At 41.0% G+C, this 13,643-nt stretch carries 11 protein-coding genes, 1 tRNA gene and 2 pseudogenes; 12 read left to right on the forward strand and 2 right to left on the reverse strand.

Annotation, left to right across the window (positions count from 1 at the left end):
• Window positions 1–406 precede the first annotated feature (406 nt).
• The 10 genes and pseudogenes from FTT78_RS00950 (at window position 407) to FTT78_RS00995 (ending at window position 10,876) form a co-directional block, all read left to right on the forward strand.
• Window positions 407–2,506, forward strand: coding sequence for a carbon starvation CstA family protein (locus FTT78_RS00950; RefSeq protein WP_131261139.1), 2,100 nt, complete (start codon window positions 407–409; stop codon window positions 2,504–2,506).
• Window positions 2,507–2,516: 10 nt separating this feature from the next.
• Window positions 2,517–2,822, forward strand: a complete 306-nt coding sequence (locus tag FTT78_RS00955) for a YbdD/YjiX family protein (protein ID WP_171324790.1) — start codon at window positions 2,517–2,519, stop codon at window positions 2,820–2,822.
• A gap of 157 nt (window positions 2,823–2,979) precedes the next feature.
• Complete coding sequence (locus FTT78_RS00960) at window positions 2,980–3,939, forward strand: MoxR family ATPase (RefSeq protein WP_096901148.1); 960 nt, start codon at window positions 2,980–2,982, stop codon at window positions 3,937–3,939.
• Window positions 3,940–3,946: 7 nt separating this feature from the next.
• Entirely contained in the window at window positions 3,947–4,855 is a 909-nt protein-coding gene (locus FTT78_RS00965) for a DUF58 domain-containing protein (RefSeq protein WP_167845921.1), read from the forward strand.
• Between the two features lie 5 nt (window positions 4,856–4,860).
• Window positions 4,861–6,888: a DUF3488 and transglutaminase-like domain-containing protein gene (locus FTT78_RS00970; protein WP_179989321.1), complete on the forward strand. Its 2,028-nt coding sequence runs from the start codon at window positions 4,861–4,863 to the stop codon at window positions 6,886–6,888.
• Window positions 6,889–6,920: 32 nt separating this feature from the next.
• A tRNA-Val gene (locus tag FTT78_RS00975) sits at window positions 6,921–6,997 on the forward strand.
• 204 nt (window positions 6,998–7,201) lie between these two features.
• Window positions 7,202–7,738: pseudogene (locus tag FTT78_RS00980) on the forward strand (ABC transporter permease); the annotation flags it as partial.
• A gap of 116 nt (window positions 7,739–7,854) precedes the next feature.
• Window positions 7,855–8,034, forward strand: coding sequence for a hypothetical protein (locus FTT78_RS00985; RefSeq protein ID WP_004971601.1), 180 nt, complete (start codon window positions 7,855–7,857; stop codon window positions 8,032–8,034).
• A 418-nt stretch (window positions 8,035–8,452) separates the two neighbouring features.
• Window positions 8,453–9,775: an NCS2 family permease gene (locus FTT78_RS00990; protein WP_096901065.1), complete on the forward strand. Its 1,323-nt coding sequence runs from the start codon at window positions 8,453–8,455 to the stop codon at window positions 9,773–9,775.
• Between the two features lie 99 nt (window positions 9,776–9,874).
• Window positions 9,875–10,876: an adenosine deaminase gene (locus FTT78_RS00995; RefSeq protein WP_096901064.1), complete on the forward strand. Its 1,002-nt coding sequence runs from the start codon at window positions 9,875–9,877 to the stop codon at window positions 10,874–10,876.
• A gap of 105 nt (window positions 10,877–10,981) precedes the next feature.
• Here FTT78_RS00995 and FTT78_RS01000 read toward each other — a convergent pair.
• Window positions 10,982–11,417: pseudogene (locus tag FTT78_RS01000) on the reverse strand (cytochrome b).
• 517 nt (window positions 11,418–11,934) lie between these two features.
• Here FTT78_RS01000 and FTT78_RS01005 point away from each other — a divergent pair.
• Together FTT78_RS01005 and rnhB are read left to right on the forward strand one after the other, a co-directional pair.
• Window positions 11,935–12,321, forward strand: a complete 387-nt coding sequence (locus FTT78_RS01005; RefSeq protein ID WP_004971594.1) for a hypothetical protein — start codon at window positions 11,935–11,937, stop codon at window positions 12,319–12,321.
• Window positions 12,322–12,410: 89 nt separating this feature from the next.
• Window positions 12,411–12,995: a ribonuclease HII gene (rnhB, locus tag FTT78_RS01010; protein WP_286416765.1), complete on the forward strand. Its 585-nt coding sequence runs from the start codon at window positions 12,411–12,413 to the stop codon at window positions 12,993–12,995.
• 156 nt (window positions 12,996–13,151) lie between these two features.
• Here the strand turns inward: rnhB and csrA are convergent, their stop codons facing one another.
• Window positions 13,152–13,406, reverse strand: coding sequence for a carbon storage regulator CsrA (gene csrA, locus FTT78_RS01015; protein WP_004971589.1), 255 nt, complete (start codon window positions 13,404–13,406; stop codon window positions 13,152–13,154).
• Window positions 13,407–13,643 lie beyond the last annotated feature (237 nt).

The following is a 13,643-nucleotide window of genomic DNA, read 5'->3' on the forward strand; positions in this document are numbered from 1 at the left end:
TAAAAGGAGCAGGATCAACCAAGGATTTAGGAATTAAAGCAAGGGTCTGTAGACATTTCATAAATGGCTTGCGCTGTAGGCTAAAACTGAGCAGATCAGGCATGAAACGCAGGGAATAGCGAGACTATTGCCAAGTTTCATAACGCAATCTGAGAAAGTTTTAGCGACAGCCTTAGCAAAAACAAGCACTGCTTTGTTTGCAGTGCAAGGCGCAGCGAAGGACAAGCATATTTTTTTGCTGCTATTTCGTTATGAGTCAGTCATTTAGAATGACTAAATTTCCTGCCTCATGCCTTATATCAGTTAAAAAATATGCGTAGTCGCAAACATAGACGAAGTGTCTACAGCCCCTAAATCTCGACAATAAAAGTAACGCTTAAAAAATGTAACAAGAAGAGAGATTGACATGGAAACAGTTCAACCGAAGTCAGGTCTGACTTCAAAAATTATATGGCTTTTGGTCGCTATATTGGGTGCAGTATCTTTTGGGATATTGGCAGTCAGTAGAGGCGAACACGTCAATGCAGTCTGGTTAGTTTTAGCTGCGGTCTGTGTCTATAGCATTGCATACCGCTTCTACAGTTTATTTATTGCCACCAAAGTATTTGAGTTAAATGAGCGACGCTTAACGCCCGCACATCGTTTGGCTGACGGTTTAGATTATGTGCCCACCAATAAAAGTGTGTTATTTGGTCACCACTTTGCCGCGATTGCAGGTGCAGGCCCTTTAGTTGGGCCTATTCTTGCAGCACAAATGGGTTATTTACCTGGCACGATCTGGCTTTTAGTCGGGGTGGTGTTGGCAGGTGCAGTCCAAGACTTTTTGGTTTTGTTTATTTCTACACGTCGTGATGGGCGTTCTTTGGGAGAAATGGCAAAACAAGAGTTGGGTTCATTTGCTGGTGTGATTGTCATGCTGGGTGCGCTGGGCGTGATGGTGATTATTCTCGCCGTACTCGCTTTGGTTGTCGTGAAAGCTTTAACCAATAGTCCGTGGGGTGTATTTAGTATCGCAGCCACTATCCCAATTGCAATTTTCATGGGTATTTATATGCGTTTTATTCGCCCAGGGAAAATTGCCGAAGTGTCCATTATTGGTTTTGTACTGATGATGATGGGTATTATTTATGGCGAAAATGTTGCACAGCATCCATTCTGGGGGCCTTTATTTACTTTAAGTGGCACAGAATTAACGTGGTGTTTAATTGCCTACGGTTTTATTGCTTCAGTTTTGCCAGTGTGGTTGCTATTGGCACCACGCGATTATTTATCGACCTTCTTAAAAATTGGTGTTATTGCAGGTTTGGCTGTCGGGATTGTGTTTGCAATGCCTGAAATGAAGATGCCTGCGGTGACCCATTTTATTGATGGTACTGGGCCAGTGTTTGCGGGTTCATTGTTCCCGTTCTTATTTATTACCATTGCCTGCGGTGCGATTTCAGGTTTCCACGCCTTAGTGTCTTCAGGTACGACGCCAAAACTGGTCAATAACGAAAAAGACATTCGGATGATTGGTTATGGCGGCATGTTGATGGAGTCTTTCGTGGCGATCATGGCAATGATTTGTGCCACGGTGCTAGACCCAGGCGTGTACTTTGCCATTAATGCACCCACTGCAGTTTTAGGTACAACGGTGGAAAGTGCGGCAGAAGCGGTACGAAATTTAGGCTTTGTAGTGACTCCAGAAGCTTTAACCATTTTGGCAAAAGAAGTCGGTGAAAGTTCGATTCTGTCACGTACTGGTGGTGCGCCAACTTTTGCAATTGGTATGGCACATATTATCACTGAGATTTTTAATAACCGCTCGATGATGGCATTCTGGTATCACTTTGCCATTTTATTTGAAGCCTTATTTATTTTAACTGCAGTAGATGCAGGCACACGTGCTTGCCGTTTTATGGTGCAAGATACTGTAGGTATTGTTATTCCTGCAGTGAAAAATTCACATAACTTCTTTGGTAACTTGCTTGGCACAGCAGTTGCGGTGGCTGGTTGGGGCTTCTTCGTCTACCAAGGCGTGGTCGATCCTTTAGGCGGTATTAACAGCTTATGGCCACTGTTTGGTATTGGTAACCAAATTTTGGCAGCGATGGCACTCATTTTAGGTACAGTGATTCTGTTTAAAATGAAAAAAGAAAAATATGTTTGGGTGACGATTATCCCAACGGTTTTCTTGTTCATTACTTCAATGACCGCAGGCTGGCAAAAGATTTTCCATGACAATCCAAAAATTGGTTTCTTGGCGCAAGCGGATCGTTTTAGTGCAGCAATTCAACGTAATGAAATTTTAGCACCTGCTAAAACAGTGACTGAAATGCAAACCATTGTGATGTCCAATCAAATTAATGCCGTGTTATGTGGTTTCTTTATGATTGTGGCATTTGTGATGTTGTTCGCTGCCATTGGGGTGATTCGTCGTGCATTGGCAAATCCAACGCCAACCGTACATGAAGCCGAAGCGATTTATCGCGATCCTGAAACGATTCAGCCGAATAGCGGTCATTAGGAGTGAGCACATGATTAAGCTTAAATTTGCCCAACAAGGTAAAACGGTGATTTACAACATCATTAAAATGACCATCATGTCGCAAAAGGATTTGATTCTGAATCCGAAAAACTGGTCGCGTATCGCTACTTTATGGCAGCGTTTGCAACAAAGTTTTCGTTTAATGGTCGGTGTACCCGATTATCAGAATTATTTGGAACACATGCGTAAGCATCATCCAGATTTAGAAGCCATGGATCCGAAGACTTTTTATCGCTACTGTGTCGATGCGCGTTATCCATCGGCAAAAGGTGGTTTGAAAAAGTGTCCGTGTTAATCCCGTATCACGATGGAAACGTATAGAGATACGAGCTGTTTAAAACTTACTTTTTTAGGCAGTTTAGAATATCTCGAGGATTTCTTTGGAAATTTAGCAAAACGGTGTATGTTTAAACATGCGCCGTTTTTTATTGGGGATAAGGGGATTTACTGTGATTTGGGGTACAGAAAAAGTTCAAAAACAACAACTGACGCAAGCGCAGCAACAGCTCAATGCACAGATTGAATCTTATGCTGGAAAAATTCAGGCTTTTTTGACTGAAATAAATACCATTATTTTAGATAAAGAACAGCAGACCAAATTGGCGTTAAGTTGTTTGTTGGCGGGCGGGCATGTGCTTTTTGAAGATTTACCCGGATTAGGTAAAACGACTTTATCGAGTGCCTTATCGCACTTGGCGGGTCTGCAATTTCAGCGTATTCAGTTTACCAATGACATGCTGGCCAGTGATGTGATTGGCGTGAATATGTTTAATCAAAAAGAACATCAATTTGAGTTTAAGCAAGGCCCTATTTTTACCCAAATTTTATTGGCAGATGAAATTAACCGTTGTTCGCCTAAAACCCAAAGTGCCTTGTTGGAAGCGATGGAAGAAGGCGCGGTTACGGTGGATGGTGTGCGTTATAGCTTGCCGCAACCTTTTTGGGTGATTGCCACACAAAATCCACTGTTTCAAAGTGGTACTTATGCGCTGCCAGAATCACAGCTTGATCGTTTTTTAATGCGTCTGTCTTTGGGTTATCCATCGCGTTTTGCTGAAAAAATGTTGCTGCAACAAAACTCCAGACATGCGCTGATTGCCAGTTTGGCCCATATTTTTACTGAAACAGAAATTTTAAATTTACAGCAATTGGTCACGGAAATTTATGTGTCAGATACCGCGCTAGATTACTTACTCGACTTAGCCACAGAAACCCGTAAAGCGCGTCACGGATTATCTACCCGTGGTGTTTTGGCATTGAAAAAAGCAGCACAAGCACATGCTCTAATTGAGCAACGTAGTTTTGTCACTGCCGATGATATTCAAGCGGTATTTGTGGCAGTTGCTGCACATCGTATTGGATTGAGTGAGGCAGAAACTTTGTATGTGATGCAACAGGTTAAAGTGAGTTAGTACACGCATGTTTAAGCAGGCATGGCAAAACTGGATCAAGACACGTTTTAAATTTGATCGACACAAGGCCTTAAAACAAAAAGATATTTTGGTTTTTATTTACCAACAGGGCTATCTGTATTTAGTGCTGATTTTGATCACGTTTATTGCAGGCGTGAATTATGGCAATAACCTGATTTTAGGCTTTTGCTTTTTGATCAGTGCCATTTTATGTATCAGCTTTTATTTGACCTTTAAGCAGTTGCATGAATTAGAGATAGAAATTGTGACTACTGAAGTTGGGCAAGTGGGCGAAGTATTGCAATTACAATTGCATTTCAAACAAGAGGTCGCGCAGGCACGCTATTTATGGATTAAAGCCAATCATCAATTAGAAAAGGTTCTTATTCAAGACACCCAGCAGCAGTATGTATTGACATTTTTTGCGGAGCAACGTGGGCAGTTTAATTTCCCTCATTTACACATTTATTCGGTTTATCCTTTTGGCTTGGTACGTGCGTGGACTTATTTGAATTTGACACGTACCGCGTGGGTTGCGCCCAAAGCCGCCATGTATAGCGCAGAGAATAAACAGCATCAACACAGCTTTCAACCTGATTTAGACGAGTTTCGTGAGCTGCGTGATTTTCAATTGGGCGATTCTTTGCAAGCTGTGTCGTGGAAGCAAGCGGCACGAGGGCAAGGCTTATATGTCAAAGTTTTTGAACAATATCAGGATCAACAGAGTATCGACATTCACTATGAACACATGCCTGCACCGACCCACGAAGAAAAATTAAGTTTGATGATGGGTTTGGCCGAGCAATGTGAACAACAACAGTTGAATTATGCGATGTTTTTGCCACATGCGACCCTTGAAAAAGGCGTAGGTGAGCGGCAGTTGAAACAGGCAAAAATTCTTTTGGCACAGGCTTGATGATCATGCACAATTCGATTCAGCAATCTATTCTGCTTAGCCTGATCTTAATTTTGGCTGCTCACATGCTGTTTAGCCCTGTGGCATTGAGTGTCATTTTCGGACTCATGTTGTTGCTGTTGTATCTTCACTATAAAAACAAGACAGCGCGTATTTCTAAAGTTTGGACTTATGGATTGACCTGTTGTGCCTTAGCCAGCATTTATTTGAGTTATAAAAGCCTGATTGGTGTAGAGGCAGGGGTTGCTTTATTAAGCACCTTTTTGTTTGCCAAAGCTTTAGAAAGTCATACTCAGCGCGACCTGATTATTTTATTTAATTTTGCGCTTTTTGTGAGCGCCAGTTCATTTTTATACAGCCAGAGCATGTGGATGACCGTGTTGGTCATTCTATGTTTAATCAGTTGTTTAATTGGGTTATATCGGATTCAAAAAAGTGCATTTTCAGATTATGCGTCGCGTCATTCGAGCAGGCAAGATGCAAAGCATGACCTTAAAAATGTCGCCAAGTTTATCGCATACGCTTTGCCATTCTTTTTATTATTGTTTTTATTCTTTCCACGTTTACCGCCATTGTGGCATGTACCTATTCCTGATGCCAAAGGCGTGACAGGTATTAGTGACACGATGTCACCGGGCGATATTGCCGAATTATCACAATCTTCTGCTTTGGCATTTCGTATTGTGGGGAATATGCAGCAACTGCCGCCACGTTCAAAACTATATTGGCGGGCGATGGTACTTGATCAATATGATGGTCGCACATGGACAAGCAATTTTAGCAATCAACAACCCGTTCAGGCAGCACAATTACAGCCAGAGCAAGTCGATTTTCAGTATCAATATATTGCAGCAGACCCACGTGCACAGTGGATTATGGCGCTGGAAAAATCTGTACCGAATCAACACGGTTATGTATTACGCCGTGATTGGAGTATGGTGCCACAGCGTCAAAATGGTCGGATTCAACCGATTGCTTTGCAGTGGGTTGGGGAATCCGCACGTATTCAAGGGGATGATGCACAGAACGAGCGTTATCGACGCTTTAGCCAGCGTTTAAATGTTCAGGTACAGACGCAATCTGACCCAAAAGCTCAGCAATTTGCCCTGCAGATGTTTGCTCAAAGTCAGCAACAACCTGAACGCTACGTGCAGAATGTATTGCAGTGGTATCGCAATAATGGCTTTAGTTATACCTTAAAACCTGGAATGCTCGGACAAAACCGAGTCGATGAATTCTTGTTTCAGAGTAAGCAAGGTTTTTGTGAACATTATGCCTCAAGTTTTGCCTTATTGATGCGTTATGTCGGGATTCCAGCGCGTGTAGTCGTGGGCTATCAGGGTGGGGAACTTGCACCCGATGGACAAAGCTGGGAAGTACGACAGCAAGATGCACATGCTTGGACAGAAGTGTTGCTCAATCAACAATGGGTACGCATAGACCCGACAGCCATCATTGCACCTCAACGTATAGATGATGGTATGCAAAACCTAATGGCAGATGATCGGGCCGTTTTGGGTGCTGACACACAAATGTGGCAATACCAACATTCTAATTTTATTCGTTCTTTACGGGTGTGGAGTGATTATGCAAGTTATCAATGGCAAAGCAAGGTCGTGGGTTATGATGCCGAGTCACAGCGTCACTGGTTTGGACGCTTAGGGCTGCACTCAAACTATGCTTTGGCAGCGGTGTTGGTTTCAAGTATTCTCATGATCTTAGCAGGGTATTTTGGCTGGATTTTTTGGAAAAAACGTCAGCAAGGTTCTCGCATAAATCGTGCCTTAGACAAATTTTCTAAAAGATTGCCCGCTCAGTTGCAAAAACAGGATGCAGAAACAGTGAGTGTGTGGATGCAGCGTTTAGCAGCGCAGGTAGATGCAAATGAACAAGAGGCATTTAAGCGTTTAGGCGTGTGCTATCAACAATATTCTTATGCGCCTGAACATGACCGTGTTTCAGAGCAGGTGTTTTTTGATTTGCTTAAAACTTGCTCGGATGTGTTGAAAAAACACAGAAAGGACTTGTCTTAAAAATCAAAACTGAATATGATGCGAAGCACTTTAGGCGTATAGCTCAGTTGGTTAGAGCGCTACGTTGACATCGTAGAGGTCTCCAGTTCGAGTCTGGATATGCCTACCAATACATTAAAATTATATGTTGTTACATAACTTCATATAAGTAATAAAGCTCTGAATTATAACGATTTAGGGCTTTTTTATTGCTTTTCTTAAAGATACATAAATTCGCTTATAGTTTAAAAATATGTACACAGTGGTGTACACATGTAAGTTTTCGGCTTATTTTGCACTAGAGCTTTGAAGCCTCTTTCCACATTTCATTTGTGCACTGATTCGTGAGCGAGAATATGGCACCATTAAGCATTTAACGGTTATGCTAGTCACGGTTTTTGAAATTATGCTGGCAAAGGTTTTATCGATGAGCCTTGTGGTGCTTTTAGCAGCTTTTTTAGGCTTAAAAGTAGTGGTGCAGGGGGCATTACAGGTACCCATAGAAGGAAGTTTGCTGTTATTTTTCTTTGGAGCCTTGCTGACCTTATTTGCAACAACCTCAATGGGTATATATATGGCAACCGTGTCTAAATCGATGCCGCAATTCGGTTTGCTGATGATGCTTATTCTGATTCCCTTGCAAATGTTGTCTGGGGCAAGTACACCACGAGAAAGCATGCCAGAAATTATTCAAAATATCATGTTGATTGCAACGACAATGCATTTTGTAACATTGGCGCAAGCAATTTTATACCGAAATGCAGGATTGGATGTGGTCTGGCCTTCCTTTCTATGGTTAATCGCAATTGCAACAACATTTTTCTATGTATCTTGGAAACGTTTTAAAAATACCATTCATACAATGGCTTAATGTAATAGATTGAGTTTGATCGCTGAAGCACAAATTTTGACTGGGGCGTATTAAGAGTTACACCGCGCATAATTTTTGCTAATATGTATGAAAATTGTTCAATAAAAGTAAATGACATGAAACACATTCTTGTGCCAGTTTTGGTGGTGTTGGTCGTTTTATTAGGTTATCTCGTTTACTTGGAAGAGGAAACGCGAAAGCAGGCAGAACTGAACCGAGTTTTGACTGAATCTGCAAATTTATCGCTAGAAAAAACAGAAGCGGCTACACCACAGATTTTGCAAGTCACAGAATAAGCGTAGAAATTTCTAACATAATGTGTGGTAATTGCTTTATTCATCACACTTTTGTGTGCTTCACTTTATCGTAAAATTTTATCTTTAATTCAAAAAACTAGAATTTTTAAAAAATCCCTATGGTATAATTTGCCAATTGAAACTGCTTCATCACAACTCAAAGGTATTACTTTTGAGAGTGACTGAAGTAAAAAAAAGATGAACAAAGCTGCATAAAATTTATGCGGCTTTTTTATTTAGCATTCCGAATTTTTGATTTTGATAAAATCAAATGCTTGATTGTGAATTAAGTTTATCTTTTTCATGTAATTTTACATGCTCATTGGGCAAATCCATTGCCGCAACTGACACAGGCTTTTAAGTGCTGACTTAAAATTGCGTCATGCTGCAAATTCAGTTTATTTACAGGGGCTAGGTCATGACGACTCCTAATCCATCCTCAGCGGGAATGCTTGAGCGCTTATTCAAATTAAGCGAAAACAAGACCACATTCCGTACCGAGATTTTGGCGGGTGTAACCACATTCTTAACCATGTGTTACATCATTATTGTCAATCCGATGATTTTATCTGAAACAGGAATGGATCATGGAGCTGTCTTTGTCGCCACCTGTTTAGCCGCAGCTATTGGCTGCTTGGTGATGGGAATTGTTGCCAATTACCCAATCGCACTCGCACCAGGCATGGGGCTAAACGCCTATTTCACTTACTCGGTTTGTTTAGGCATGGGTGTGCCTTGGCAAACGGCTTTGGCTGCAGTTTTTGTATCAGGGATTATTTTCATTGCCATTAGCATGTTTAAAATCCGTGAAGCCATTGTTAATGCCATTCCCATGTCATTAAAACTAGCCATTGGCGGTGGTATTGGTTTATTCCTAGCTTTAATCGCCCTAAAAAATGCAGGTGTTATTGTTGATAATCCTGCGACTTTGGTGGGCTTGGGTGACTTAAAACAACCATCAGTACTGTTAGCGCTACTTGGCTTTTTAATGGTTGTAGTAATGCATCACTTTAAAGTACGTGGTGCAATTATCATCAGTATTTTGGTGCTGACTGCTATTTCAACAGCTTTAGGTTTAAGCGAATTTAAAGGTGTGGTTGGTGAAATTCCATCTATTGCACCTACTTTTATGCAAATGGACTTTGAAGGTCTATTTACAGCAAGTTTAATTGGCGTAATTTTCGTATTTTTCTTAGTCGATTTATTCGACTCTACAGGTACTTTAGTGGGTGTTTCACACCGTGCAGGCTTGTTGCAAGATGGTAAATTACCCCGTTTGAAAAAAGCACTTTTTGCCGATTCTTCTGCAATTGTTGCAGGTGCGGCATTGGGTACATCTTCAACAACGCCGTATATTGAATCATCTGCAGGTGTTGCAGCGGGTGGTCGTACAGGCTTAACCGCAGTGATTGTTGGCTTGTTGTTTATTGCCTGTTTGTTCTTGGCACCACTTGCGCAATCGGTACCAGGTTTTGCGACTGCACCTGCCTTGTTATTTGTGGGTGTGTTGATGATTCAAGGCATTGTGCATATTGATTGGGATGACATCACCGAAGCCGTGCCTGCATTCTTAACAGTCGTGTTCATGCCATTTACTTATTCTATTGCCGATGGCATCGCTATGGGCTTTATTAGCTATGCGCTGATTAAACTACTCACTGGCAAAGCCAAGTCTGTACCTTATATGGTGTGGATTATTGCTGCACTTTGGGCATTAAAATTTGCCATGTTTGGCGGTTAATATTCTTAAACTGAAAAGGGGTGTAAACTCAGTTTGCACCCTTTTTTATTTTGATCAATTTTTTAATATTCTCCCATAAAATAGCAAAAAGGACAGAACATGAATCAACTTGAGCTAATCTGTGCATTACCTAAAGCAGAATTGCATGTGCATATTGAAGGTACTTTTGAACCTGAATTGATGTTTGCCATTGCGCAGCGCAACCAAATAGACATCCCTTATCAGTCCGTAGAAGAAGTCAAACAAGCATATAACTTTCATAACTTGCAGTCTTTTTTAGATATTTATTATGCAGGCGCACAAGTGTTGGTGCATGAGCAAGATTTTTACGATTTGGCTTGGGCATATTTTGAAAAATGTGTTGAAGACCGTGTGGTACATACCGAAATGTTTTTTGATCCGCAAACCCATACCGAGCGTGGTGTGGCATTTGCAACCGTGATTAATGGCTTACAACGTGCTTGTGATGATGCGCAAACAAAATTAGGCATCAGTTCAAATTTAATTATGTGTTTCTTGCGTCATTTAAGCGAAGATGCAGCATTTGCCACACTTGAACAGGCTTTGCCTTATAAAGATCAAATTATCGCAGTGGGTTTGGACTCAAGCGAAGTTGGACATCCACCTTCAAAGTTTGAACGTGTCTTTGCCAAAGCACGTGAAGCAGGCTTTTTAGTCGTGGCACATGCAGGCGAAGAAGGGCCAGCCGAATATGTTTGGGAAGCATTAGATTTACTGAAAGTAAACCGTATTGATCATGGTGTGCGTTCTGAAGAAGATCCTGTATTAATGCAACGTCTAATTGCAGAGAAAATGCCGCTCACGGTCTGTCCATTGAGTAATTTAAAGCTATGCGTAGTGGATGATATGGCACAGCACAACATCCGCCGTTTATTGCAGCAGGGTGTTAAAGTGACAGTTAATTCAGATGATCCATCTTATTTTGGTGGTTATATGAATGATAACTTTGTTGCTATTAGCCAAGCTTTAGATTTAAGCAATGCTGAATTAAAACAATTGGCGGTTAATTCTTTTGAAGCTTCATTTATTTCGGCTGAAGAAAAGCAAAAATGGATTGAGCAAATTCAAGCATTGGGATGAGTTAAACTGAATTTAGATTAGCTTAGACTACAAAAAAGCAGCTTAATTTAAGCTGCTTTTTTGTGGGAGAACGATTTGAATCGCTTTAAACTCAAGCTTTAAAAATTATTTACCTTGTTGCGTCATACTACGCAATACATCGTCTTTATCTATAAAGTGATGTTTAAGTGCTGCAAGCATATGCCCAACCACCATTGCCCCTGCAAACCATGACAAATAAGTATGCACAGGTTTAACAATTGCTAATAGTTCGGGGTTCTTATCCACCAAGGCTGGAATTTCAAATAAATACAACACAGGCACAGGTTTACCCACGCTCCAGCTAAACAAACAGTCCGTGATTGGAATCGCAATCAGCATAAAATACAGACCTAGATGTCCTAAATGCGCTAGTGTTTTCATCAACGGTGACATGCTGTCAGGCAGTTGTGGCGCAGGGTGGGTGTAACGCCAAAATAAGCGAATCACCAATAAAAATAATCGCCATGAGCCAATGTAAAACTTGTGCGGTACGGGTGTAATATGAATGAGAACTGTTCATGTTGTGTTTCAGGCGAATAGTGTGCTTGCATGCTAAACAACAGCATGTAGCGAAAAAAGTATCCACCTGCAACGGAGTGTTGAAAATCTGCAACGCTGCAAAAAAAATAGCGTTCTTGAGGGGGCTGTTGATATTTCATAAATAGTTTGCGCTGTAGGCTAAAACTGAGCAGATCAGGCATGAAACGCAGGGAATAGCGAGACTATTGCCAAGTTTCATAACGCAATCTGAGAAAGTTTTAGCCACAGCCTTTCAGGACAAGCATATTTTTTGCTGCTATTGCGTTATGAGTCAGTCATTTAGAATGACTAATTTCCTGCCTCATGCTTTATATCGGCTAAAAAACGTTGCGAGATATATCTCTCATGTCGCAAACATAGAAGAATTATCAACAGCCTCTAGCCTAAGCACTTGAATGTAGAAATTGCAAAAAGCTATTCCTTCGCCAAACAAGTTTAGGCACAATAGCGGCATTGTTTCACCCAAATGACTTGAATATTAAATACAGGAAATATCCATGAAAAAACTACTCGCTGTATTGGCACCTATCGCTTTGGTTTTATCTGCATGTACCACCACTACAGGTACTACTACAGGAACGACAACTGCACCGACAGCAACTCAACAATTGGGTATGGCGGCGATTAAAATTGCAATTAATGCCAAGTGTGTGACTGAATTAAACAACATTCCTGCATGGCACACTGCGACACGTGTTATGACACCAACGCAAAAGCAAAATGTTCAAGCGGAAATTTGTGGTTGTGTCAGTGAAAAAGCACCACAAAACGTGACTGCAGTAGATTTAGCCACTGCAGCAATTGACCCTGCTGCACGTGCAACGATTGTGAGCAATGCAGTATCAAGAACCATTAATGCATGTGTGGCAGAAGCAGTAAGATAAGTTTACTGATTCTGTAAAATTAAAGATGGTGCGTGTTGATTCGCATCGTAAGATAGGCTGAAGATTTCAGCCTATTTTTCTGGAAAAAGATGATGAAAATTGCAGGTGTAGATGAAGCAGGGCGTGGGCCTTTAGTGGGTTCTGTTGTCGCTGCGGCAGTTATTTTAGATCCGAATAACCCGATTGAAGGTTTAAATGATTCTAAAAAACTGACAGAAAAAAAGCGTGAAAAGTTATTTGTTGAAATTCAGGAAAAGGCTTTGGCTTGGGCAATTGCAGAAGCATCTGCAGCCGAAATTGATGAACTGAATATTTTGCAAGCGTCGTTATTGGCGATGCGTCGTGCGGTGGAAGCCTTATCTATTCAACCTGAGCATGTCTTAGTCGATGGCAATAAAATTCCGCAGGGTTTAGCGATGTCTTGTGATGCCGTTGTTGGGGGAGATGCATTACATGCAGAGATTTCGGCAGCCAGTATTTTAGCTAAAGTGGCGCGTGACCGTGAAATGGTATTGCTTGATCAAGCATTTCCACAATTTGGTTTTGCCAAACATAAAGGTTATCCAACCAAAGCACATTTTGAAGCCATTGCACAGCATGGCGTGATTGCGGCACATCGACGTAGTTTTGCACCTGTGCGTAAAGCTTTAGAATTAATGGAAAACTCACAGTAATTTTCATGCAAAACTTGTGCTGAGTTGCCTGTAAAATAGTCTTTACATGCTTCGAATCAGCGAGCAACTCTGAAATGATGCGAGTTTTTAAAAAGCATTCAGCAGAAAAATTTAAAGCGGCAAATGAGCCGCTTTATATTCAATTACCTTAATCGTTTAACGATTAAAGTCATTTTGCGAGTAGTTATCTTCTTCAAATGAAGGTTGATAATCTTGATCTAAATGTTGCAAATGCTCATGCATGGCACGCTCGTGTTGAATACGTTGATAGATTTCTTCACGATGAACCGATACTTCTTTCGGGGCATTTACACCAATACGAACTTGGTTACCTTTGACACCAAGCACAGTCACGCTGACTTGGTCCCCAATCATTAATGTTTCTCCGACACGTCGGGTCAGAATCAGCATGTTTATCTCCTTGCAAAATGCTAAACCTGCATTGATTTTTAAAGCAATTTAAAAGTCACAACCAAATAAAAACCAGTAAATTTTAACGGAACGTATCATTATTTATTTTATAAGATACAGCGCTGCCAAAATTTATGAAAGCATGTTGCTCAATATAACAGAGCCACTATAAAAAAAACTATAGTGGCTCTATTTTTTTGTACTTTTTCGCAAAATTTGTCAGACAATTACATTTTC

Source organism: Acinetobacter sp. YH01011, assembly GCF_013420785.1.
GTDB lineage: Bacteria > Pseudomonadota > Gammaproteobacteria > Pseudomonadales > Moraxellaceae > Acinetobacter > Acinetobacter towneri.

Bases quoted from the DNA above. Each gene is read 5' to 3' on its own strand.
- rnhB (WP_286416765.1), top strand. From the start codon at position 12,411: ATGATGAAAATTGCAGGTGTAGATGAAGCAGGGCGTGGGCCTTTAGTG.
- FTT78_RS00955 (WP_171324790.1), top strand. From the start codon at position 2,517: ATGATTAAGCTTAAATTTGCCCAACAAGGTAAAACGGTGATTTACAAC.
- FTT78_RS00985 (WP_004971601.1), top strand. From the start codon at position 7,855: ATGAAACACATTCTTGTGCCAGTTTTGGTGGTGTTGGTCGTTTTATTA.
- FTT78_RS00995 (WP_096901064.1), top strand. From the start codon at position 9,875: ATGAATCAACTTGAGCTAATCTGTGCATTACCTAAAGCAGAATTGCAT.
- FTT78_RS00990 (WP_096901065.1), top strand. From the start codon at position 8,453: ATGACGACTCCTAATCCATCCTCAGCGGGAATGCTTGAGCGCTTATTC.
- FTT78_RS00965 (WP_167845921.1), top strand. From the start codon at position 3,947: ATGTTTAAGCAGGCATGGCAAAACTGGATCAAGACACGTTTTAAATTT.
- csrA (WP_004971589.1), bottom strand. From the start codon at position 13,406: ATGCTGATTCTGACCCGACGTGTCGGAGAAACATTAATGATTGGGGAC.
- FTT78_RS01005 (WP_004971594.1), top strand. From the start codon at position 11,935: ATGAAAAAACTACTCGCTGTATTGGCACCTATCGCTTTGGTTTTATCT.
- FTT78_RS00970 (WP_179989321.1), top strand. From the start codon at position 4,861: ATGCACAATTCGATTCAGCAATCTATTCTGCTTAGCCTGATCTTAATT.
- FTT78_RS00950 (WP_131261139.1), top strand. From the start codon at position 407: ATGGAAACAGTTCAACCGAAGTCAGGTCTGACTTCAAAAATTATATGG.